Raw genomic sequence first — 22,935 nt, forward strand, 5'->3', positions numbered from 1 at the left:
TGGGTGTCCGGTGCCGCGCCGGGGTGTCTCCTCGGCGTGAAGCTTTCGTGTTCGGCTTTCCGCCGTCGTTCGTCTCGACCTGCGGGGACACCCCACCGCGTCCCCGTCCCGCCGGTGGCCCACTGTCCGGTTCCGGGTGTGCCCGGGTTCACCCCAGCCCGGGGCCCGTTTCCTCGGCGTGCGGCGGCACACCCCCCAGCGCGGGACCTACGGTCCCCACTTCACGGGCCAACCGTCCCGCGCAACATCCCCGGTGCAGGGTGCGCCTACCCGAGTGCCCCCTGGGGTCTCGTTGGCGTGCTGCGGGCCGGTGGCACGGGTTGTGCCCACCCTCCCCCAGCTACCGCTGGGAGGTGCCCCCTCGCCATGCGGAACGCCTGCCCACAACAAGGGTGGTGGGCCGCCGTCGCTGGCTTCCCGGGCAGGGCTGGGCCCGTACCGCCAGGTGCGGGCACACAGCATGGGAACAAGCGGAGGGGGCACCGGCCGGAGGTTGGCCACCGGGTGGGAGGTGGTGCGGTGGGGTGTCCCCGCAGGACGAGCAAGTCACCGGCGGGGAGTCGAAAACGAAAGCTTCACGCCGAGGAGACACCCCGGCGCGGCGCCGACCCCCACCACACAGGCACCCCATAACCACGGTCCGCGCCATGAATCACGCGGCGTCAGCCGCGTCGCACCGTCACCACACGCCGTAGCCACCGGCCCGCACCCGGAACACGGCGAACCGCCCCACGCAAGGGACCCCGCCCAGGCGTGCTGCGGCACAAAAATCAGCGCGGGACCCTACGGCACCCACCACACCGGCCAACCGTCCCGCGCAACACCCCCGACGAACCGGGCAACCCCCCGTTCCCTTACGCACCCCGCGAAGGGGACCCGTCCCGCGCAACGCCCCCGGCGACGGGAACACCCTGCAACGGCGAACCGCCCAGCGCAGCGTCCCCGCGGCGGATCCGCTCGACCCCCCACGCGCCCAGCGGTCCGAGCGCCTGGTTGAGTGTGTGGCCGTGCTCGGTCAGGGAGTACTCGACACGGGGCGGGACCTCCGCATAGACCTCCCGCCGCACGAGGCCGTCCTCCTCCATCTCGCGCAGATGCTGCGTCAGCATCTTCTCGCTCACGCCCACGAGACCACGCCGGAGCTGTGCGAAGCGCCGTACCCCGTGCGCGTCGAGTTCCCAGAGGATCAGGCCCTTCCACTTGCCGCTCACGACGTCGAGCGCCGCGTCGATACCGCAGATGTAGGGCCCGTTCCTCGGCGCCTTGACCACCGTTGACCTCCTTGCTCACCAAAAGGTAAGTACCGCAGTAATAAGTGGGTACTTCCGAGGCTAGCCGTGCGCTCCGAGCATGGAGGGGTGAACGGACAACACACCACAGCCTCCCGTCAGCAGAGACCTGTCACCGTCATCGGGCTCGGCCCCATGGGCCAGGCGATGACCCGCACGTTCCTGACCGCGGGGCACCCTGTCACGGTCTGGAACCGCACCCCTGCCCGCGCGGACGGAGTCGTCGCCGAGGGAGCGACGCTCGCGGCCTCACCCGCCGAGGCGGTCGCGTCGAGCGATCTGCTGCTTCTCAGCCTCACCGACTACCGGGCCATGTACGACATCTTGGGCGGCGTCACGGGGCCGCTCACCGGCCGCACTCTCGTCAACCTCAGCTCGGACACCCCCAACCGGACCCGCGAGGCGGCCACCTGGGCGGCGGGCCACGGCGCCACCTTCCTCACCGGCGGTGTCATGGTCCCGGCGCCGATGGTCGGCACGGAGGCGTCCCTCGTCTACTACAGCGGACCCTCCGAGGTGATGGAGCGTCACCAACAGGCGCTGGCGCTGCTCGGCTCCCCCAGGTATCTGGGCGAGGACCACGGCCTGGCCCAGATGATGTACCAGGCGCAGCTCGCGGTGTTCCTCACCGCGCTGTCAGGGCTGATGCACGCGACCGCGATGCTGGGCAGCACGGGCATGAAGGCCCAGGAGGCGCTGCCGGAGCTGCTCTCCCTCACCGATTCGATCGGCGCCATGATGAGGGCGGGCGAGGAGGCACCCGGTGCGGCCATGGACGCCGGGGAGCATCCGGGCGACCTCAGCACCGTCACGATGATGGGCGCGACCGCCGACCACATCGTGGAGACCAGTGCCTCGCTCGGCCTCGATCTCGCACTCGCGGAGGCCGTCCAGGCGCACTACCGGCGGGCCATCGAGGACGGGCACGGCGGCGACAACTGGACCCGCATCATCGACGGCATGCGCGCCCCACGCTGACCCCGGGCCCCTGACCCCCACCCCGACAACTCCCCGGTGCGCAGCGCCCGTCGGCCCCGAGAAAGGCCAGGGTAGGGGAGTGTCCGCAGGGATGACGGGGTGGGCGGGCGGGGGTCGCAGAGTGGAGGCGGTCGTACCGCCTTCCCCTCTGGAGCAACGATGCCCGCACGTCACCGTACCGCCCTCGCCGCCGCGTTCGTCGCCGTCCTCGTCCTCGGACCCGCCGCACCCGCACTGGCCGCACCCGGAGCCGGAACCCGAGACGCGGGGGCGGCGTCCATCCGGGCGTACCAGGCGCCCGACGCCGCCGCGCTGCGTGCCGCCATCGCCGGGCTGCCGGACGAGGAGGGCAAGGAGGCGACGGCCGCGCTGGTACGGGTCGGGGGCGCGGGCGGGGGCTGGCGCGGCAGCAGTGGCGTCGCGGCGTTCGGCTCCCCGAGACCGGCACTGGAGCACGGCAGGTTCAGGGCGGGCAGCACCACCAAGGTCTTCACAGCGGCCGTCGTCCTCCAGCTCGCGGCGGAGCGCAGGATCGACCTCGACCGGCCCGTACAGACCTATCTGCCTGACCTGCTGCCGCGGACCTTCGACCCCGTCACCGTGCGGCAGTTGCTCAACCACACCAGCGGCATCCAGCCGGCCGACGGACCCGGCGACACCTTCGAGGATGCCTACGCCCACCGCTTCGACACCGTCACGCCGGAGGAGACCGTCGCCTCCGCGGTCGCCAAGGGGCCGGAGTTCGCACCCGGTGCCGAGCAGCACTACCTCAACATCAACTACACCGTGCTGGGCCTCCTCATCGAGGAGCGCACGGGCCACACGTACGCGGACGAGGTCGCACGTCGCGTGCTGCGCCCCCTCGGGCTGCGGCACACCTCTGTCCCCGGCACCGACCCGCGCATCCACGGGCCGCACAACCGCGGCTATCAGTCCGTCGCCAACGGCGACGGCGGCACGGAGCTGAGGGACGTCACCGAGTGGAACTCCTCCAGCAGCTGGGCGGCGGGCGACATCATCTCGACCACGGCCGATCTGGAGCGCTTCCTCACGGCGCTCTTCCGCGGCCGGGTGGTCCCCGAGCCGCAACTGCGCGAGATGTTCACGGTCCCGGAGGGTGTGCGGACGCACGGCAGCGGCGAGCCCGCCGCGTACAGCGCGGGCCTGACGCGCCTGGAACTGTCCGACGGGACCGTGGTGTGGGGCAAGTCCGGCGGGCGGTACGGCTACAACACCCTGATCGCCGCCACCCGCGACCTGTCCCGCACCCTCGTCGCCTCCGTCAACGGCACCGACGCGAAGGGCCAGGACATGAACCGGGTGATCGGCGACCTCACCTTCGCCGCGTTCGGCCGCTGACCAGCACCGTTGACCAGCACCGTTCACGCCCTGGCCAGTGCCGCGTTGTGCTGGATCAGGGCCTCGGCCATGCCGTTGACGTTGGGGTAGTCCATGGGGACGATGCCCAGACCGCTCCAGCCGCCGCCCTCGTCGCCGGACAGCAGCGCCTTGACGCGCGGGTTCAGCGTGTCCGAGGTGGAGCGGGGCGGGAGCAGCGCGGCCGTGCTGACGTAGTTGGTGAACAGCTTGCCGGGGGAGTCGACGGCCTTGCGGAAGTGGGCCGCAACCAGCTCGTACTTGCGGCCCGGCTCGGCCATGTACTCGTCCTGGATGTTGAACAGCTCGGTGTTCCCGTACCGCACCCCCGGCAGCCCGTCGGAGTCCCCGAGCAGCACCACCTTGCCCCGCGCCGCACCGAGCGTGGGCAGGGTGGAGTCCAGGCGGAACAGGGAACGCCAGCCCTTGCCGTCGAGATAGCCGTCGAAGAGCCTGCGGAACTCCTCGGCGCTCTCCTCCGAATACTCCTGCTTCACCCGCATCAGCACCGTCTCGGAAGGGTGCCGGGACAGGAAGTCGCGGCAGGAGCCGAGGACGTCGTCGAAGTTGAGGTGCTGGTAGTAGGCGCCGTGGTGGATGGCGAAGGAGCCCTCGAAGGCACGGCAGCGGATGTCGAGGAAGCGGATGCCGCTCTCCAACTGCGTGCCGATGGAGGTGTTCTGGCACTCGGTCCAGGGGCCTCCGTGCCGCGCGCCTGAGTTGTGCGTGCCCGGCAGCGTCAGCCGCTGCACGGGGGTGTCGTCGGGGAGGCCCGAGAGCCATTCCGGGGGTGCGGGGAGCGCCGCGCGCTCCGCCTCCGCCGTCGCCGTACCGGCCGCACCCACAGCCCCGGCCGCTCCCACCGCGCCCGCCGACAGCACTCCGGCGGCCGGAACGGCGACCGCCCCTCGCAGAAAACTCCGCCGTTCGATCGTCATGGGAACGCATCGAAGCACGCCTGGCCGTCACTGACCAGACGCCCTCCCGCCCGCGCGCCGCGTCGGCCGCCGCCCCCGCTCCCGTCCCGGCACCGTCACATACGGGCCCGCAAGCGGCGGTCGGCTGCGCGCAGCGAGCGACCACGCACATGCGAACGCGCCCACGGATCGGCGCCCTTCAGCCGCTCCTCCAGGTTCCGCACCGTCCAGCGCCCTGGGGTGAGATCCGGGTCGTCCAGCTCGTCCCAGCCGATGGGCACGGCCACCGGTGCGCCCGGCTTCGCGCGTACGGAATAGGGGGCGACGGCGGTCTGCGCGTAGGCGTTGCGCTGGATGTCCAGATAGACGCGGTCGCCGCGCTTGGCCTTGCGGGGCTCGTCGGTGAGCCGGTCCGGGTTGCGCTGGACGAGGAGCGCCGAGACGCGGCGGGCGAAGTCCCGCACCGCGTCGAAGTCCGCGTTCCGGTCCAGCGGGGCGAGCACGTGCAGACCGCGGGAGCCCGTGGTCATCAGGAGGGTGGGCAGCTCCACCTCCTCCAGCACGCCGCTCACGCAGCGGGCCGACCACCGTACGTCCTCGAACCCGGCCTTGCCGCTGGGGTCCAGGTCGAAGACGAGGACGTCGGGGTGGTGCGGGCGGTCCTCCCTGGACAGCCAGCGGTGGAGCGTGACGCACGCCTGCCCTGCGAGGTACACGAGCGTGTCGGCGTTGTCGCACACCACGTGGCGCACCTCGCCGTCCTCCTTGGGGAGCACGGCGGTGTGGATCCAGTCGGGGAAGTAGTCCGGCGCGTTCTTCTGCATCAGCGGCTTGCCGCCGATGCCGTCCGGATGCCGCTCCATCATCACCGGGCGGCCCCGCAGCCGGGGCACGGCCCTGCGCGCCACTCGTCGGTAGTGCTCCGCCAGCTCGCTCTTGGTGATCCCGTCGTCGGGGAACAGCACCTTGTCCGGCCTGGTGATCTCCACGTCGTTCACGCCGCCACGGGTTGCCGCGACGGGCGCCGGTAAACGGGGCCGGACGGAGCGTTCCGGCCGGACGGGAACGCTCGCGCGAGGGCGGCCCCGCAGCCGGACCCGTAGGCGGATTCGTGGGAAGCTACAAGAGGTGTCGGGTGTTCGCTGGAGCAATGTACGATGGAGCGGTCCTGCGCAACGCGCGTAGAGTCCCTCGCGTTCCTGATCAGGGCGTTGCAACGACGCACTATCGCGCCTGAACCACCGCACGGAGCCCATCCTCATGGCAGACGCCCCCGACGCGACCACAGCGGCCACCACCACAGCGGCCACCACCGCGACGGCCGAGACCGACGAGACCATCGAGACCCGAGGCATCGAGCCGGTGCCGGAGAACGAGCGCCGCGGCAGGGTCCGCGAACTCTTCCCGACGTGGGTCGCCGCCAATATCAGCGTGCTGCTGCTGACCATGGGCGCCGGGCTCGTCGTCTTCAACGGCCTCAACTTCTGGCAGGTCCTGCTCGCGGCCGTGGTCGCGGTGACGGTCTCCTTCGGCCTCTGCGGCCTGCTCTCCCTCTCCGGCAAGTGGGGCGGCGCGCCGGGCGCCATGCTCTCGCGCGCGACGTTCGGCGTCCGCGGCAACTACTTCCCCGGCATGATCCTGTGGGTCGCCCGCTTCGGCTGGGAGACGATCAACGCGGTCACCGGCGCTTACGCCGTCCTGACCGTCCTGGACCTGCTGTTCGGCATCCGGAGCAGCACCCCGCTGATCGTCGTGACCCTGCTGCTCTTCGTCGGTGCGACGTTCGTGGTCAGCGGCATGGGCCGCAAGGTGCTGAACCTCTGCAACACCTGGTCGACGTACCTCTTCGGGCTGTTCAGCGTGCTCGTCCTCGGCTATCTCGTCAGCACCGTGGACTGGGGCGCCGTCTTCGACCGGCCCGCCGGGAGCACCGCGCTCATGATCGCGGGCATCGGCACCATCGCGGCGGGCGGCATCAGCTGGATCCCGACGGGCCCGGACTTCGCGCGCTACCTCCCGCGCACCGCGCCCGGCGGGAGGATCGTCACCACCACCGTCTCCGGCGCCGCGCTCGTGTTCGTGCCGATGGTGCTGATGGGCGGGGTGATGGCGGTGGCCACGCCCGGGCTGGCCAAGACCAGCGACCCCGTCTCCTTCCTCGGCGACGTGCTCCCGATGTGGCTCTCGGTGCCGTATCTGGTCACCGCGGTCGTCGGGATGCTGCTGATCAACAGTCTTTCGATGTACTCGGCCGGTTTCACCGCGCAGACCATGGGCGTCAAGCTGCCCCGCGCGTGGGCCGTCAGCGTCAACGCGGTGATCAGCCTCGTCGGCGGGCTGCTGCTGATGCTGGTGGCCAAGAGCTTCTACGGCTCCTTCATCACCTTCCTCACCCTCCTCGCGGTCTCCTTCTCCGCCTGGGTCGGCGTGTACGGGGTGGACATGCTTCGACGGCGCACGATGGCGGTGCCGTACGAGGCCGAGGGGCTGATGGACACGGGCCGCACGAGCCGTTACTGGTACGCGGGCGGCTTCTGCTGGCAGGCCATGACTGCCTGGGCCGTGGCGCTGGCTGCGGGGATCGGCTTCACGAAGGTCGACTGGTTCACCGGGCCGCTCGCCACCACCTGGGTCGGCGAGAACGGGCTGGGCTGGGCCGCGACGATCGTCATCGCGGCGGCCGTCTTCGCGCTGCTGCCGAGGCCCCGCGAGGGCGCGGCGGCGGACCCGTCGGCGGATGCGGGTGCGAGTGCGTCGGCGGATGCTTCGGCGGGCGGTTCCGCGCCCGCGCCCGTGCCCGCGCGAGGGGAGGCGCCCGCGGCCGTCTCCGATCCGGCCGCCCGGACCGCCTCGCCGTCCTCCTCGGACTGAGCCTCCTCGTCCCGGACCGGGCCTCCTCGGACCGGGCCCCGAGGGCTGCCCCTTCGCGACGCCCGGGACCGCGCCCCGTCGCGCCCGTGTGCCGGTCACCACCACGGTGACCGGCACACACGTGCCGGGCCGCCGCTCCCGCGCGCCTGGGCGGCCCCCGCGCGGCCCCCACGCATGGGCACCGCCCCCCGGGGAACCCCGCACCGTCACCGCGCCCGCCGCCCGGGATTCCCCCTCGGGGGCGGTCTTGCGCGGAGGCGGGGGGCGCCACCAAGCTCTTGGGGTGCCCGATCCCGGGGGAGGGATGACGCGCCCGCCGCCCCTGGGGAAACCGCGCGGAGGACGGCCGCGCGACATGCGAGAGGAGGCGCGCCATGGAAGCCACACTGGACGAGGCGGAGGCGGAAGCCTACGTCGGCGGGATCTGTTTCAAGACGGGCCCGCCGCGCCGGGTGGGAGTGGAACTGGAATGGCTCGTCCGGGACCGCTCCGACCCCACCAGTCCCGTACCGCTCGCCCGGCTCACCGGCGCACTCGCGCCACTGTGGCCGTCCGGGGGTCTGCCAGGCGGCAGCAGGCTGACCCGGGAACCAGGCGGGCAACTGGAGTTGAGCACTCCACCCGGTGACACCCTCGCCGAGTGCGTCACCGCGGCAGCGGCCGACGTCGCCGTACTGCGGGAGCGCGTCGGACAGGCGGGAGCCCTGCTGTACGGGTGCGGACTGCACCCGTATCTCACCCCGCCCCGCGTGCTGGAGCATCCCCGTTACCGCGCCATGGAGGCGCACTTCGACCGCCGCGGCCCCTCGGGCCGCACCATGATGCGGGCGACCGCCGCCGTCCAGGTCAGCCTGGACGCGGGCGACGACTCCGACGGCGCCACCGGCTACCGCCACCGCTGGCGGCTGGCCCACCGGCTGGGCCCGGTCCTCGTCGCCGCGTTCGCCAACTCCCCTCTACGGCAGTCGCGCCCCACCGGCTGGGTCTCCACCCGGCAGAGCGTCTGGGCGCAGACCGATCCGGGCCGTACACATCCGCCACGCGCGGACGGGGACCCCCGCGAGAGATGGGCGCGCTACGCGCTCGACGCGGACCTGATGTGCCTGCGCAGGGAGCCGCCCGCCGACTGGACGGCGCCGACGGGGCTGACGTTCCGCTCCTGGCTGCGCGGCGGGGGCGGCGAACGCCCGCCCACCCGCGACGATCTGGACTACCACCTGGGCACCCTGTTCCCGCCCGTACGCCCGCGCGGCTGGCTGGAACTGCGGATGATCGACGCGCAGGACAGCGACGACTGGATCGTGGCGACCGCCGTACCGGCCACGCTGCTCAACGACCCGCGTGCCGCCGGGGCCGCCTGGGCGGCGACGGAACACCTTGAGGACGCCGACCAACTGTGGCTGCGCGCGGCCCGGCTCGGGCCGACGGACCCGCTGCTCGGACCCGCCGTGCGCGACTGCGTCGCCGCGTCGGCCGAGGCACTGGCCAGGACCGACCCCGGCAGCGCGCTGCACCGTGCCGTCACCGGCTTCGCCGAGCGGTACTCCGAACGCGGCCGTTGCCCCGCCCATGACCGACTGGACGCCCTGAGCCGGTGACGGGCCCCGGCCGGTGCGGTGCCGTACGCGCGCCGAGCGTGCGCTGTACGTGCCGTGCCGGCCGGGCACGCGGAGCCGTCATGTCGTCCACAGAACCCGGACCCCTCCCGAGCGCCAGCGAGGCGCGCGCCGACCGACGATCCGAGGAGCACACCCGATGGCCGAGCACACCTCTGCCCAGGGCAGTGCACCGCTCACCGCGGCGCCCCCCGCCGAGTCCGCCCAATCCGCCGCGCCCGGCGAGTTCGACGCGGGGGCCCGCGAGCGGGCCAGAGCCGCGCTGGAGCGGGCGCGCGAGCGCACCCTCGCGCTCACCGACTGCCTGGACGAGGACGGGCTGACGGCACAGCACTCCCCGCTGATGTCCCCGCTCGTCTGGGACCTGGCGCACATCGGCAACCAGGAGGACATCTGGCTGCTGCGCGAGGCGGGCGGCGGCCCCGGGCTGCGCCCCGCACTCGACCCCGTCTACGACGCCTTCCGCACCCCGCGCGCCGACCGCCCGACGCTCCCGATGCTCCCGCCCGACGAGGCGCGCGCCTTCGTCGCCGAGGTGCGCGCGGGCGCCCTGGAGGTGCTGGAGCGGGCACCGGCCGGCGGCAGCCCGCTCCTCGCGGGCGGCTTCGTCTTCGGCATGGTCGCCCAGCACGAGCAGCAGCACGACGAGACCATGCTCGCCACCCACCAACTGCGCCGTGGCCCCGCCGTGCTGACGGGCGAGGAGCCGCCACGCCCCGACCCCGCCGACGTGGCCGCGCTGCCCCGCGAAGTGCTCGTCCCCGGCGGTGTGTTCACCATGGGCACCAGCACCGACCCGTGGGCGCTCGACAACGAACGCCCGGCCCACCCCGTCGACGTGCCCGCCTTCTGGCTGGACACCGTCCCCGTCACCAACGGCGCCTACCAGGAGTTCATCGACGACGGCGGCTACCGCGACCCGCGCTGGTGGTCGCCCGAGGGCTGGGAGTACGCGCGCAGGGTGGGCCTGGAGGCCCCGTTGTTCTGGAAGCGGGAGGGCGGCATTCACGGCGGGGGCGGCACCTGGACGCGCCGCCGCTTCGGGCACACCGAACCCGTACCGGCCGGTGAACCGGTGGTGCACGTGTGCTGGTACGAGGCCGACGCGTACGCGCGCTGGGCGGGGCGGCGGCTGCCTACCGAGGCCGAGTGGGAGAAGGCCGCGCGCCACGATCCCGCGACCGGCGCGTCGCTGCGCCACCCCTGGGGCGAGCGGGACCCGGAGCCCCGGCACGCCAACCTGGGCCAGCGCTCCCTGCGCCCGGCCCCCGCCGGTGCTTACCCCGAGGGGGCCGCGCCGTGCGGGGCGCGGCAGTTGCTCGGGGACGTGTGGGAGTGGACCGCTTCGGAGTTCACCGGCTATCCGGGCTTCACGGCGTTCCCCTACCGCGAGTATTCGGAGGTCTTCCTCGGCGACGGCTACAAGGTGCTGCGCGGCGGCTCGTTCGGCACGGACGCGGTCGCGTGCAGGGGCACGTTCCGCAACTGGGACCACGCCGTGCGGCGCCAGATCTTCGCGGGCTTCCGCACGGCACGCACCGCCACCGAGGGGGAGGGGGACCTGTGCTGAAGCGCGTCCCCCCGACCGCCCCCGATCCCGCCGTCGACGGAGGATCCTGATGTGCCGTCACCTCGCCTACCTCGGGCCGCCCGTCTCGCTGGCCTCCCTCGTCACCGAACCGGCGCGAGGACTGTACGAGCAGTCGTGGGCGCCCCGGAGACAGCGCCACGGCACCGTCAACGCGGACGGCTTCGGCCTCGGCTGGTACCCGCAGCGCGGCCCGGCACAGGGTCCGGCCCAGGGCCCGGACGGTGACGGCGCCGCCCCGCCAGCCCGCTACCGTCGCGCCGTCCCCATCTGGGCCGACCCGAACCTGCCGGACTTGGCCCGCGCCCTGCACAGCACGGCCGTCGTCGCCGCCGTCCGCGACGCCACCGTCGGCACGGCGCAGGACGAGACGGCAGCGGCACCGTACGCGAGCGGCCCCTGGCTGTTCAGCCACAACGGCGCCGTCCCCGACTGGCAGCGGCTCCCCGACGACCTCGGCATCCGCCTGGACGCGGCCACCCTCCTCGGCCTTGAGGCGCGCTGCGACTCCGCGCTGCTGTGGGCGCTGCTCCACGCGCGGCTCGTCGCTGGCGAGCCGCCGGGCGAGGCGCTGGCCCGGCTGACGCGGCGCGTGCGGGCCGTACGTCCTGGGGCCCGGCTCAACTTCCTGCTGTCCGACGGGCACACCGTGGCGGCCACCCGCTGCGGCGACACCCTCTTCCACCGCTCGGGCCCCGGCAGCGTGCTCGTCGCCTCCGAGCCCGACGCCGCCGACGGCTGGCGGGAGGTCCCGGCCGACTCCGTCCTGCTGGCCACCCGCTCCGAGATCACCGTCACCTCCCTCGCCCTCCCCTCCGAGAGGAACGCCACCGTATGACGGGCCGATTCGCCCTCACCCGCCGCCTGCCGCCCGGCTACTTCGCGCAGGCACTGCACGACGACGCGCTCAAGGGGCTCACCGCCGAGCCCAAGACGCTGCCGCCCAAGTGGTTCTACGACGGCCGGGGCAGCGAGCTGTTCGAGCGGATCACCGAGCTGCCCGAGTACTACCCGACACGTGCCGAGCACGAGATCCTGCGCGCCCGTGCCACCGAGATCGCCGCACGGACCGGCGCCGGCACCCTCGTCGAGCTGGGCTCGGGATCCTCGCGCAAGACACGGCTGCTCCTCGACGCGCTCTCGGCGCACGGCACGCTGCGCCGTTACGCGGCGCTCGACGTGAGCGCGGAAGCCCTCCAGGAGGCGGGCGACGCGCTGCGCATCGACTACCCGGAGCTGCGCATCGACGCCGTCGTCACCGACCTCGACACCGACCCCTTCCTGCCGCCGTCCGACGGCTCGCCCCGCCTGGCCGCCTTCCTCGGCGGCACCCTCGGCAACTACGACACCGAGGCCAGGCCCGCCTTCTACGCGGCCCTGCGCGAACGTCTCGACGAGGGGGACGCGCTGCTGCTGGGAGCCGACCTGGTGAAGGACCCCGGGGTGCTCGTGCGGGCCTACGACGACGCGCAGGGCGTCACCGCCGAGTTCAACAAGAACGTGCTGCGCGTGCTCAACCGCGAGCTGGGCGCCGACTTCGACCCGGCGGCCTTCGACCACCGCGCCGTGTGGAACGCGGAGGAGGAGCGCATCGAGATGCGGCTGCGCTCCCGCCGCGCCCAGACCGTCGCGCTGCCCGCGCTCAACCTGAGCACCGGCTTCGAGGAGGGGGAGGAGCTGCTGACGGAGATCTCCTGCAAGTTCCGCCGCGGTCCGCTCGTCGCGGAGCTGGAGCGCGGCGGGTTCGGCGTGCGGCGCTGGTGGACGGATCCCGCGGGCGACTTCGCACTGCTGCTGGCGGTTCCGGTCTGAGCGATTCCCTGGACGGGCCCCGGGGTGCGGGGCCCGCTGGGACCGGCGGCCCCGCGGTCACGGTCCGGTGGCCGGTCGGGCCCGCTCACCGGTCCGGTGGCAGGGGCACCGCCTTGCCCGACGGCCTGGGCCGATCACCGGTCCGGCCACGGGTCCGGTCCGGCCACGGGTCCGGGCCGGACCGGTGCGGGCTGACGGGCCGTCACGACGGCCGGGGCGGGCGGTGCGGCCCGCGCCGGGACCGGCCCCGCGCCCCGCTCGGCGCGCGGGCGAGGCAGGATGGAGTACGGCCGCACACGTGGCCGCAGCACCGTTCTGGGGGAAACGCCGTGACCGCTGACACCACCGCTGCCGCCGCCGGGCCCGACCCGTCCGGGAGACCCGACCCGTCCGGGGCGCCGGAACCGGAACCGGAACCGGAGGCGGTGACGGGGGAGCCCGCCGCCCCGGCCCCGGCCACCGAAGCCCCGTCCGTGGCCGGGGCGTCCGACGAGAAGGCGCCCGCCGAGGGCCCGCCCGCCTGGCGGGTCCTGCTCGGATACGTCCGCCCGTACCGCGGCGCCCTCCTCGTCGGAGCGCTGCTCTCGCTCGTCACCGGAGGCACCGGGCTGGCGCTGCCCCTCGTGGCGCGGCAGCTCATCGACGACCTCTCCCACGACCGCGCCCTCGCGCCCACCCTGCTGGCGATGACCGGGCTCGTGCTCGCCAACGCCGCGCTCGGCGCGACGGGCGGCTATGTGCTGCGCCGTACCGCGGAGTCCGTGGTGCTCGGCGCGCGGCGTGCCCTCGCCTCGTATCTGCTGCGCCTGCGCGTCAGCGCCCTCGACCGCAGCGAGCCCGGCGACCTCATGGCCCGGATCACCTCCGACACCACCCTGCTGCGCGAGGTGACCACCGACTCGCTCGTGGGCGTCGGCACGGGCGGGCTCACGCTGCTCGCCACGCTCGTGATGATGGCCGTCGTCGACCTGCCGCTGCTCGGCGTGACCTGCGGCGTCATCCTCCTCGCCGGAACCGTCATCGGCGTGATCATGCCCCGCATCAACAGGGCCAGCAAGCGCGCCCAGGAGTCGGTCGGTTTGATGGGAGCAGCGCTGGAGCGCGTCCTCGGCGCCCTGCGCACGGTGAAGGCGTCGGGCGCCGAGCACCGCGAGCGGGACAACGTGCACGCGGCGGCCCAGGAGTCCTGGCGGCAGAGCGTACGGGCCGCCAAGTGGAACGCGATCGCGGGCAACACGGCGGGCCTGTCCATGCAGATCGCGTTCCTCACGGTGCTGGGCTTCGGCGGCGCGCGGGTGGCCACGGGCGCCATCGACGTCGGCACGCTCGTCGCGTTCCTGATGTACGTCTTCTATCTGATGTCGCCCATCCAGTCGGTGGTGGGCGCCGTGACGCAGTATCAGGTGGGCGCGGCGGCCATCGCCCGCATCCAGGAGGTCGAGCGGCTCCCCGCCGAGCCCGAGAGCGAGGCGGCGCCGCTGCCCGCGCCGGGGTCCCCGCCCGCCGCGCTCGCCTTCGAGGACGTCCGCTTCCGCTATGCGCCAGGGCTGCCCCCGGTGCACCACGGCGTCACCTTCACCGTGCCGCCGCGCGGGATGACGGCCTTCGTCGGCCCGTCGGGCGCGGGCAAGACCACCGTCTTCTCGCTGATCGAGCGCTTCTACGACCCGACAGACGGACGCGTCCTCCTCGACGGCCGTGACATCCAGGAGTGGGACATCCCCGCACTGCGCGCCGCCATCGGCTACGTCGAGCAGGACGCGCCCGTGCTCTCCGGCTCACTGCGCGAGAACCTGCTGCTGGGCACGTCCGTCGCGAACGAGGAGGAGGTGCGCGAGGTACTGCGCACCACCCGGCTCGACGGCCTCGTGGCACGCCTGCCCGAGGGCCTCGACACCCTGGTGGGCCACCGGGGCACCAAGCTCTCCGGCGGCGAGCGCCAGCGCGTCGCGATAGCCCGCGCCCTGCTGCGCCGCCCCCGCCTGCTGCTGCTCGACGAGGCGACGTCGCAGCTCGACGCGGTGAACGAGGCGGCGCTGCGGGACACCGTCGCCGAGGTCGCGCGGACCACGACCGTCCTCGTCGTGGCGCACCGGCTGTCGACGGTGACGATGGCCGACCGGATCGTGGTGATGGACGCGGGCGCTGTGCGGGCCGTGGGCAGCCACGGGGAACTCGTGGCCGCCGACCCGCTGTACGCGGAGCTGGCGGCCACGCAGTTCCTCGCGTCGGCGCCCTCCGGGCCAGAAGGCGCGGAGGGCGCTCAGGACGCGTCGGGCACGACGGTCTGAGCCGTCAGCCGCCGATGCTCCAGGAGACGGTGGAGTCGGCGCCGGCGACCGTCGCGAGGACGATCAGATCGGCGACGCCGAGGCCCAGCCCGAACAGGGCGCGGCCACGGCGTGCGGTGCCGCGCAGCAGCGCGAGACCGGCCAGCACGATGGCGATGGGGCCCAGGACGACGTTGAAGACGAGCAGCCCCGTCAGCCCCAGGACGAAGGAGGCGACGGCCATGCTGTCGGGCTCCCGCGTGCCGCTGCCGCTGCCGCGCTCCGTGGAGGCGGTGCCGGTGCCGGCGTCGGCCTCGCGGGGCGGCTCCTGCGGGCCGTCGTGCTCCCGCCCGCGCCCCTCGGGACGCCGGGTGTCCTGGCGGTCGTCAGGAAACACGTCCTCGTCGGGACGGGGCCGGGGACGGATCAGGGTGTTCGTGGCGTTCATGTCCTGTCAGCTCCCTTGACGGCGCTTGCGCTCACGGAAGGCGAAGACCAGCAGCCAGCAGCCGATGACCGTCGCCGCGACGACGGTGGCCGTGACCGGAATGTGTGCCGCGGTGCCCACCAGGAGTCCCAGCAGGAGGAACGCGGCGACCAGGAAGATCATGTGCGGCCTTTCTCCGAGTTGTGGTCGAGGGGCCAATGATCACGCTTCAGTGAACAACTGGTGTGACAACTGTTCACTGAGTTCCAGCCTACATTGCGTGGGGTGGGCGTACGACTGTTTACTGAATGACATGAGCCACACCCCCACCCTCCGTGACGTCCAGAAGGCCAAGACCCGCCGCGCCCTCCTCGACGCGGCGCTGGAACTGCTGGAGGACCAGAGCCTGAGCAGCCTCGGCCTGCGGGAGGTGACGCGCGCCGTGGGGGTGGCGCCAGCGGCCTTCTACCGGCACTTCAGGGACACGGCCGATCTCGGCGTCGCCCTCGTCGAGGAGTCCCTCGGCAGCCTGCACGAGGTGATCAGCGCGGTGCTGGAGGAGCGCCACGACGAGGACGAGCGCATAGGGACCACCGTCGCCACCATCGCGCGCTACGTGCGCGAGTACCCCGGCCATATCCGCTTCGTGGCCCGCGAGCGCCACGGCGGCGTCCAGGCCGTGCGGGCCGCCATCGGCACCGAACTGGACAGATTCGCCGACGAGGTGGCCGTCGTGCTCGGCACCGACGAGGTCTCGGCGGGCTGGAGCCCGGAGGACATGCGCATGCTCGGCGAGATGTACGTGGACCACATGGTGATGACCGCCTCGGCCTTCCTGGAGGCGGCGCAGGGCGAGGGCCCGGACGAGGCCAGCGTCTCCCGCACGGCCCGCAACCAGCTCCGGCTCATCAGCCTGGGCCGCCGCCACTGGCGCGACGCGTAGCGGCGGTCCCGCGGCCGGTCCGGGTACGGCGGTCCCGCCGTCGGTGCCGTACGGATCAGGTCATGCGGTTCAGGCCGTGTGGTTCAGGCCGTGCGGGCGCGGAAGGCCAGCCCGCCCAGGGGCACCGCGAGCGCCAGCAGCCCGGCGCACCAGGCCAGCGCCTGCCAGGGCGTCGCGCCCGTGGGTTCCGCGAGCAGCAGCCCTCGCAGGGACTCGATCACTGACGTGACCGGCTGGTGCTCCGCGAAGCCGTGCAGCCAGCCGGGCATCGTCTCGATCGGCACGAAGGCGCTGCTGGGGTACGGCAAGAAGAGGAACAGGAAGGTGAACCCGCTCGCGGCCTCGGGGGAGCGGGCGAGCAGTCCCACCGCGGCGGACAGCCACGACAGCGCGGCCACATAGGCCACCAGGATGCCCACTGCCGCGGCCCACCCCGGCGCGTCGGCCCGGGGCCGGAAACCGATGGCGAAGGCGACGCCGAGCACCGCGGCCGTGGCGGCGGCGTTGCGCGCGAGGCTCGCGGCCACGTGCCCCGCCAGTATCGCGAACCCGCCGACGTCCATCGACCGGAAGCGGTCGATGATGCCCTCGTCCATGTCCCGGGAGACGCCGACGGCGGTCATCGAGGCCCCGTACCCGGCGCACAGGATCAGCACGCCGGGCGCGACATAGGTGACGTAGACGCTGGTCCCCGAGCGGATCGCGCCGCCGAAGAAGTAGACGAAGACCAGCATCAGCATGACGGGCAGGACGAGCGAGACGACGGCGGCGTCGGGAGTGCGCGTGCTCAGCCGGACGCAGCGCCCCGCCATGGTGCGCGCGTCCCTGAAGGCGTGCGACGCCGCGCGGGGCGTGGCTGCGGGCGGGGTGTGCAGCGCGGTGGACTCAGACATCGGCGTACTCCGTCTCCCGGTGTGCATCGCGGTCGGTGGCGCCCTCGCGTGGAGTCTTCGTTGCGGCGCGGCCCGTCAGGCTGAGGAACACGTCGTCGAGCGTGGCGCCGTGCACGGCGAAGCGGTCCACGGCCACGCGCTCCGGGTCGAGTTCGTCCAGCAGCGCCCGTACGTGCGCCGCGTGCCCGTCCGTGGCCACGCCCAGCGTCAGCGCCTCCCTGTCCGCGCCGAGCGCGCGGGTGCCGAGGTGCGCGGCGACGGTCTCGTACGCGGCGGCGTCGGCCAGTGTCAGCTCCAGCCGCTGGCCCGCGACCCGCCGCTTCAGCTCGGCGGGCGTGCCCTCGGCGACGATCCGGCCCTCGTCGAGCAGGGCCACCCGGTGGGCGAGCCGGTCCGCCTCCTCCAGGTACTGCGTCGTGAGGAAGACCGTCGCGCCGTCGTCCACGAGACCGGAGACGGTGTCCCACATGGCGCGGCGGCTGCGCGGGTCGAGCCCGGTGGTCGGCTCGTCCAGGAAGACCACCTCGGGGCTGCCGGTGAGACCGGCGGCGAGGTCGAGGCGGCGGCGCATCCCGCCGGAGTACGTGGCGACCCTGCGCCCTGCGGCCTGGCCGAGTCCGAACCGCTCCAGCAGGGTGCGTGCGCGCTCGCGCGCTCGGTGCGCGGACAGCCCGTTGAGCCGGGCCATCATGCGCACGTTCTCCTCGCCGGTCTGCGCCTCGTCCAGCGCCGCGTACTGCCCCGTCAGGCTGATCGCGCGTCGTACGCGACCGCGCTCGCGCACGACGTCGAAGCCCGCGACCCGGACGCTGCCCGCGTCGGCGCGGGTGAGCGTCGTGAGGACGCGTACGGCGGTGGTCTTGCCCGCGCCGTTGGGCCCGAGCAGCGCGAAGGCGCTGCCGCGCGCCACCCGCAGGCCGACTCCGTCCAGCACCTTCGCCGTCCCGTAGGACTTCGTCATCCCCTCGGCCTCGACGGCCGGTCGTTCCCCCATGCCGGTTCCCCCTGCACTGTGTATGTCGTACGCACTACTGTGTATGTTATACACAGATCGGAGAGGGTGACCAGCCTCTCCCACGGGGCACGACGCGGGCGGGAGCGGGACGGCGGCGATGGCGAAGGCGAAGAAGGCCGGGGGGACGGGCGGTTCGGGCGGCGCTGACGGCGGTGCGGCGGGCGGCGGCACCGGGCTGCCGCCCGGCATCGAGGCGGCCTGGGGGCTGCGGGAGCGCCCCACGAAGGGCCCGGCGCGCGGTCTCACCGTCGAGTCGATCGTCGCCGCCGCGACGGACATCGCCTCGTCCGAAGGGCTCGCCGCCGTCTCCATGAGCAGGGTCGCCTCGGCTGTGGGGGTCTCCACCATGGCGCTGTACCGCTACGTCTCCTCGAAGGACGACCTCGTCGTCCTGATGACGGACGCCGCCTACGGGACGCCTCCGGACGGTCCGCCGCCGGGCGAGGGGTGGCGCCGGGGGATCGAGCACTGGGCGCGGGCGCAGCGCGCGATGCTGCACGGCTGCCTCTGGACGCTCCACGTCCCCATCACCATGCCGCCCGCCACCCCGAACTCGGTGGCGTGGATGGAACGCGGCCTGGCCTGCCTGCGCGGCACGGGGCTCGACGAGGGCGAGAAGCTCGGGGTGCTCTCACTGCTGGGCGGCTACGTACGCAACGAGGCGGTCCTCATGGCCTCCCTCGTGGAGGCGGCCCGCGCCTCCGGAAGGACCATGGAGGAGGCCACGGCCTCCTACGCCCACCTGCTGCGCCGGCTCACGGACCCCGAGCGGTTCCCCGCGATCACGGCGGTCCTCGCGTCGGGGGTACTCGAACCGTGGCGCGACGCGGAAGGGGGCGCAGGGCAGGATCCCGCTCCGGACCCCGAGCCGGACCCGGAGCAGGACCTCGACGGGGACTTCGCCTTCGGCCTGGACCGCATCCTCGACGGCATCGAGGCGCTCGTCCGCTCCCGCACAGGCGAGGGCGGCGACGGTGAGGGCGACGACGGCACGCGCACGCGTGCCCCCCTCACTCCGTGACGCGGAAGCTCTGGGCCGCCACGTCGAAGTACGGCTTGGCCGCGTCCCATTCGGCGTCCGGCGCCGAGAGGTAGATGGCGTACTGGGTCTCGCCGACCTTGCCGAAGCCCAGGTCGACCACGTGGTAAGGCCGCACCCGCCCCTGCCAGGTGTACTCCCAGATCGCGGCGGGCTCGCCCTGGTACGCGGTGGCGTTCATGCGCAGCCGCTCGTAGCCGGGGGACTTCGCCCGCACCTCGGGCTCCAGCTGCCGCCAGTGGTGCAGCGGGCTGGTGTCGGCGAAGTCCAGGACGCTGAACTTCAGCCCCGTACGGCCCGAGGGCGCGATGTAGTCGGCCTGTTCGCCCGACGTCGCCTGACGGTGCCAGCCGTCGGGCACGTCCACCGAGAAGCCGAGCGGGTCCTGGACGCGGTGGTACCCCTCCGGTGTGGCGGGGCGCGAGGGCGACGGGCTCGCGCTCCCGGACGGTGCCGTGGAGGGCGAAGCGGCGGACGTGGCGGGGGTCGCCGTGCTGTCCCGCGCGAACCACCAGCCCCCGGTCGCCGCCGCGCAGCCGACGACCGCGACCGTGACGGCCCACGCCAGCGCGCGGCCCCGGCGGCGCGGATGGCGCCCCGTGGCCAGCGTGGGTTCGGCGCCGTTTCCGCCGCCGACGGTGGTGCGGCGCTGCGCGCCGGTCGTCGCCGTCGCCGGTTCGGCGGGCCCGGCCGTCAGGACCTCGGCACCCGCAGGAGCGCCGGACCCGGTGCCCTCGGGCCGCGTCGCCGCCGCCGCGCCGCCGGAGGCCACCGTCGCCGTGCTGCCGGACAGCATGGCCTCGGCCTCTTCCAGCGTGGGGCGTTCGCCGGGCTCCTTCTCCAGCAGCCGCTCGATCAGCGGCGCCAGCGCCCCGGCCCGCTCCATCGGCTGCGGGGGCTCACTTGCCGTGGCGTAGGCGGTCTCCACCCAGGTGTCCCTGCGGAACGGCGGCTTCCCCTCGACCGCCTCGTACAGCGTGGCACCCAGCGCCCACACATCGGCGGCCGGGCCCGAGACGCCGCCCTGCATCCGCTCGGGCGCCGCGTAGTCGATGGAGCCGACGAACTCGCCGGTACGGGTGAGGGTCGAGGTCCCGGAGGCCGCCGCGATGCCGAAGTCGGTGAGGACGGTGCGTCCGCCGTGCGCGCCGTGCGCCGAGTGAGGGGCCGAGAGCAGGACGTTGGCGGGCTTCACGTCCCGGTGCAGCACGCCCGCGCCGTGCGCCGCGCGCAGGGCCGACGCCATCGCCAGCCCGGCGCCCGCCACCCGCTCGGGGGAGAGCGGCCCGTCCTCCTTGAGCACCTGGCTCAGCGAGCGCGAAGGCACGTACTCCATGACGATGCACGGCAGCCCGTCGTCCTCGACCACGTCGTGCACGATGATGACGCTGGGGTGGCTGATACGGGCCGCGCTGCGCGCCTCACGGCGTGTGCGCTCGTACAGCCGCGCCCGGTCGTCGTCCTCCAAGTGGGCAGGGACACGCAGTTTCTTGACCGCGACCTGACGGTCGAGGAGCGCGTCGGAGGCCAGCCACACGGTGCCCATGCCGCCCCGTCCTAGCTGCCGCGTCAGCCGGTACCTTCCGGCCACCAGCCGGTCCTGGTCGCTCACGCCGCACACTCTCCGCTTCCCCCTGGGGCACACACGTTCCTCCAGGCACCCTAACGGGGTGATCCCCGGGCACCGGTGGGGGAGGTGCGCAAGGAGCCCGGGGGTGCCAGGGAGACGTCCGGGGTTGTCCGGGGATGACGGGTTCGCCGACGCACACGGTGAAGGGTTCCCCACGGGCCCCACGGGCCCCCACGGGTCCCCCACAGGTTCGGCGACGCGTCAGACGGCGCCGGGGCGGCCCCGGTTCCCGCCGCGCGTGCCGGTGCGGTCGGCTTCCGGCGGGTCCTCCGGGGTGCCGAAGCGCAGGTACGGGGCCGAGGCGCGCTCCAGCTCCAGCACCCACACCTCGTTCGCCCCCTCCCTCAGCACCGGGCCCGGCACATAGAGGGTGCGCTGCGGTCCCGTCGCCCAGTAGCGGCCCAGACAGAAGCCGTTGACCCACACATGGCCCCGAGTGAAACCCTCCGGCGCGCAGACCGCGTCGCCCGCGCCCCGTACCTCGACGGAGCCGCGGAACAACCCGCGCCCCGCGTCGGGCAGTTCCCCCTCGCCCCCGTGTGCCGTGTCCAGGGGTCCGGCCAGGGGCACGAACGGCACCCGGTCCAGTGCGCCGGGCTCCTCCAGCGCGTCCAGGCGCAGGCCCCGCGCCCGCACCCCGTGCACGTACTGCCGCTCGTGCAGCACCCCGCCCGTGATGCCCTTGGGCTCGCCCAGCCGGGGCCCGTAGTTGACGCGGCCCAGCGACTCCACCCACAGCTCCACGGCGGCCGGTCCCGCCACCTTGCCGACGGCCACCGACTCCGCGTCGCCGCCCCCGTTCCCGTTCCCGTCCTCGCCCCCGGCGTCCGCGCCCGCGTGCGTCCCGAGCACGCCGACCCGCCGCCCGTCCACGTAGGCCACGGCCAGGTCCCGCAGCCCCGTGACGCGCAGCGGGTACGGGCGGCGCGGGCCCGGCACGTCGAGCCGGTAGCGCACCAGGCCCCTGTCCACGTCCAGGTCCTCGAAGCTGGGCGGGAGCGCGGTCTCCGTCTCCTCGCCGCCCAGCGCGTCCACGACCGCGCCCAGTGGCGCCCACCGCACCGGCCGTGCCCCGGTGGGCGCGCCGAGCGCGGGCGGGGGCGGGGGCAGTGGGGGGAGCGGGCCCTCGGCGTAGGGGGCGAGGACGTCGCGGAAGCGCCGGAACTTCTCCGTCGGCCGCCCGTACTCGTCGACGGGCGCGTCGTAGTCGTAGGAGGTCAGCGTCGGCTGGAGCGCTCCGTCGTGCAGCTCGCCCGCGCGGTTGGCGCCCGCCCAGCCGCCGAAGCTGGTGCCGCCGTGCGCCATGTAGACGTTGACCGAGGCCCCGCACTCCAGGATCTCCCGCAGCGCTTCGGCCGCCTCGGCGGGCGAGCGCACGACGGGCTCAGCGCCGCCCCAGTGCCCGAACCAGCCGCACCAGAACTCCATGCACATCAGCGGCCCGTGCGCGCCGTGCGGCCTGTGCCGCCGCAGGGCCGCGAACGCGTCGCGGGCGCCCGAGCCGAAGTTCGCCGTGGCCAGGACGCCGGGCACGGAGCCGCCCGTCAGCATGTGGTCCTCGGGCCCGTCCGAGGTGAACAGCGGCACCGTCACGCCCGCGTCCCGCAGGGTCCCGGCGAGATGTTCCAGGTACGGCAGGTCCGAGCCGTAGGAGCCGTACTCGTTCTCCACCTGCACCATCAGCACGGGCCCGCCCCTGTCCGCCTGACGCGGCACCACCTCGCGCAGCACGCGGCGCAGCCAGCTGTCGGCGAGGTCCAGGTACCCGGGGTCGCGCGTGCGCGCCCGCGGCCCCAGCCGCCCCGTCAGCCACGAGGGCAGCCCGCCGTTCTCCCACTCGGCGCAGATGTACGGGCCGGGGCGCACCAGTGCCCACAGCCCCGCCTCCCGCGCGGCGTCCAGGAACCGGCCCAGCGCCGCCACGTCGCGGTACCGTCCCTCGCGCGGCTCGTGAAGGTTCCACGGCACATACGTCTCGACGCAGTTGAGGCCCATCGCGCGCAGCGTCCGCAGCCGGTGCGGCCACTGGGCCTCGTGCACCCGGAAGTAGTGCAGCGCCCCCGAGAGAAGGCGCACGGGCCGCCCGTCGAGCAGGAAGTCCGCTTCGCCCACCGTGAACTCGGCCACGTCTCGCAGGCCCCCGCTCTCTCCGTCGTCCACCGGGCCTCATGCACCGGGCGTCGTCCACAGTGATCCGTGTGCGGGGGCCGGTCCATGGACAAAGCCCGTGACCGGTTGGACTGATCGCGTCAGCTCGGCCGCGTCAGTCC

At 73.7% G+C, this 22,935-nt stretch carries 19 protein-coding genes; 10 read left to right on the top strand and 9 right to left on the bottom strand.

Annotated elements, in window-relative coordinates; all coding sequences use genetic code 11:
* Positions 1-854: 854 nt before the first annotated feature.
* Positions 855-1,271 carry a winged helix-turn-helix transcriptional regulator gene (locus tag ACYVOO_RS28465; RefSeq protein ID WP_461018568.1) on the bottom strand — a complete coding sequence of 139 codons (417 nt, stop codon included), beginning with the start codon at positions 1,269-1,271 and terminating at the stop codon, positions 855-857.
* Between the two features lie 87 nt (positions 1,272-1,358).
* Here ACYVOO_RS28465 and ACYVOO_RS28470 point away from each other — a divergent pair, with 87 nt between their 5' ends.
* Positions 1,359-2,267, top strand: coding sequence for an NAD(P)-dependent oxidoreductase (locus ACYVOO_RS28470; RefSeq protein WP_461018569.1), 909 nt, complete (start codon positions 1,359-1,361; stop codon positions 2,265-2,267).
* Between the two features lie 159 nt (positions 2,268-2,426).
* Positions 2,427-3,626 carry a serine hydrolase domain-containing protein gene (locus ACYVOO_RS28475; RefSeq protein ID WP_461018570.1) on the top strand — a complete coding sequence of 400 codons (1,200 nt, stop codon included), beginning with the start codon at positions 2,427-2,429 and terminating at the stop codon, positions 3,624-3,626.
* A 23-nt stretch (positions 3,627-3,649) separates the two neighbouring features.
* On the opposite strand, the gene ACYVOO_RS28480 is transcribed toward ACYVOO_RS28475, so the two are convergent.
* Entirely contained in the window at positions 3,650-4,582 is a 933-nt protein-coding gene (locus ACYVOO_RS28480) for a phosphatidylinositol-specific phospholipase C (RefSeq protein WP_461018571.1), read from the bottom strand.
* A 95-nt stretch (positions 4,583-4,677) separates the two neighbouring features.
* Positions 4,678-5,559 carry a non-homologous end-joining DNA ligase gene (gene ligD, locus ACYVOO_RS28485; RefSeq protein ID WP_461018572.1) on the bottom strand — a complete coding sequence of 294 codons (882 nt, stop codon included), beginning with the start codon at positions 5,557-5,559 and terminating at the stop codon, positions 4,678-4,680.
* A gap of 262 nt (positions 5,560-5,821) precedes the next feature.
* On the opposite strand from ligD, the gene ACYVOO_RS28490 reads away from it, so the two are divergent.
* From ACYVOO_RS28490 to ACYVOO_RS28515, 6 genes are all read left to right on the top strand, one after another.
* Entirely contained in the window at positions 5,822-7,432 is a 1,611-nt protein-coding gene (locus tag ACYVOO_RS28490; RefSeq protein WP_461018573.1) for a purine-cytosine permease family protein, read from the top strand.
* A 374-nt stretch (positions 7,433-7,806) separates the two neighbouring features.
* Positions 7,807-9,030: an ergothioneine biosynthesis glutamate--cysteine ligase EgtA gene (gene egtA / locus ACYVOO_RS28495; protein ID WP_461018574.1), complete on the top strand. Its 1,224-nt coding sequence runs from the start codon at positions 7,807-7,809 to the stop codon at positions 9,028-9,030.
* Between the two features lie 157 nt (positions 9,031-9,187).
* The gene (gene egtB, locus ACYVOO_RS28500; protein WP_461018575.1) at positions 9,188-10,618 is read left to right on the top strand and encodes an ergothioneine biosynthesis protein EgtB; all 1,431 of its coding nucleotides are present in this window, start codon (positions 9,188-9,190) and stop codon (positions 10,616-10,618) included.
* Between the two features lie 49 nt (positions 10,619-10,667).
* Positions 10,668-11,474 carry an ergothioneine biosynthesis protein EgtC gene (gene egtC / locus ACYVOO_RS28505; protein ID WP_461018576.1) on the top strand — a complete coding sequence of 269 codons (807 nt, stop codon included), beginning with the start codon at positions 10,668-10,670 and terminating at the stop codon, positions 11,472-11,474.
* Positions 11,471-12,448 carry an L-histidine N(alpha)-methyltransferase gene (egtD, locus tag ACYVOO_RS28510; protein ID WP_461018577.1) on the top strand — a complete coding sequence of 326 codons (978 nt, stop codon included), beginning with the start codon at positions 11,471-11,473 and terminating at the stop codon, positions 12,446-12,448. The genes egtC and egtD overlap by 4 nt, the downstream gene beginning before the upstream one ends.
* Positions 12,449-12,921: 473 nt before the next feature.
* A complete protein-coding gene (locus ACYVOO_RS28515) occupies positions 12,922-14,739 on the top strand; it encodes an ABC transporter ATP-binding protein (protein WP_461018781.1) in 1,818 nt (605 codons plus the stop codon).
* Between the two features lie 4 nt (positions 14,740-14,743).
* Here the strand turns inward: ACYVOO_RS28515 and ACYVOO_RS28520 are convergent, their stop codons facing one another.
* Positions 14,744-15,166: a DUF4190 domain-containing protein gene (locus ACYVOO_RS28520; RefSeq protein ID WP_461018578.1), complete on the bottom strand. Its 423-nt coding sequence runs from the start codon at positions 15,164-15,166 to the stop codon at positions 14,744-14,746.
* 6 nt (positions 15,167-15,172) lie between these two features.
* Positions 15,173-15,328: a hypothetical protein gene (locus ACYVOO_RS28525; RefSeq protein WP_453350055.1), complete on the bottom strand. Its 156-nt coding sequence runs from the start codon at positions 15,326-15,328 to the stop codon at positions 15,173-15,175.
* A 130-nt stretch (positions 15,329-15,458) separates the two neighbouring features.
* Here ACYVOO_RS28525 and ACYVOO_RS28530 point away from each other — a divergent pair, with 130 nt between their 5' ends.
* Positions 15,459-16,088: a TetR family transcriptional regulator gene (locus tag ACYVOO_RS28530; RefSeq protein ID WP_461018579.1), complete on the top strand. Its 630-nt coding sequence runs from the start codon at positions 15,459-15,461 to the stop codon at positions 16,086-16,088.
* 83 nt (positions 16,089-16,171) lie between these two features.
* Here ACYVOO_RS28530 and ACYVOO_RS28535 read toward each other — a convergent pair whose 3' ends face one another.
* Together ACYVOO_RS28535 and ACYVOO_RS28540 are read right to left on the bottom strand one after the other, a co-directional pair.
* Complete coding sequence (locus ACYVOO_RS28535; protein WP_461018580.1) at positions 16,172-16,981, bottom strand: ABC transporter permease; 810 nt, start codon at positions 16,979-16,981, stop codon at positions 16,172-16,174.
* A complete protein-coding gene (locus tag ACYVOO_RS28540; RefSeq protein WP_461018581.1) occupies positions 16,974-17,975 on the bottom strand; it encodes an ATP-binding cassette domain-containing protein in 1,002 nt (333 codons plus the stop codon). The genes ACYVOO_RS28535 and ACYVOO_RS28540 overlap by 8 nt, the downstream gene beginning before the upstream one ends.
* A gap of 118 nt (positions 17,976-18,093) precedes the next feature.
* Here ACYVOO_RS28540 and ACYVOO_RS28545 point away from each other — a divergent pair, with 118 nt between their 5' ends.
* On the top strand, positions 18,094-19,017 hold the full coding sequence (locus ACYVOO_RS28545) for a TetR/AcrR family transcriptional regulator (RefSeq protein ID WP_461018582.1): 924 nt from the start codon (positions 18,094-18,096) through the stop codon (positions 19,015-19,017).
* Here the strand turns inward: ACYVOO_RS28545 and ACYVOO_RS28550 are convergent.
* Complete coding sequence (locus ACYVOO_RS28550; RefSeq protein ID WP_461018583.1) at positions 19,007-20,647, bottom strand: serine/threonine-protein kinase; 1,641 nt, start codon at positions 20,645-20,647, stop codon at positions 19,007-19,009. The genes ACYVOO_RS28545 and ACYVOO_RS28550 overlap by 11 nt on opposite strands.
* Before the next feature lie 219 nt (positions 20,648-20,866).
* Complete coding sequence (locus ACYVOO_RS28555; protein ID WP_461018782.1) at positions 20,867-22,792, bottom strand: glycoside hydrolase family 35 protein; 1,926 nt, start codon at positions 22,790-22,792, stop codon at positions 20,867-20,869.
* Positions 22,793-22,935: the final 143 nt, after the last annotated feature.

It is taken from the genome of Streptomyces daliensis (genome assembly GCF_054782395.1).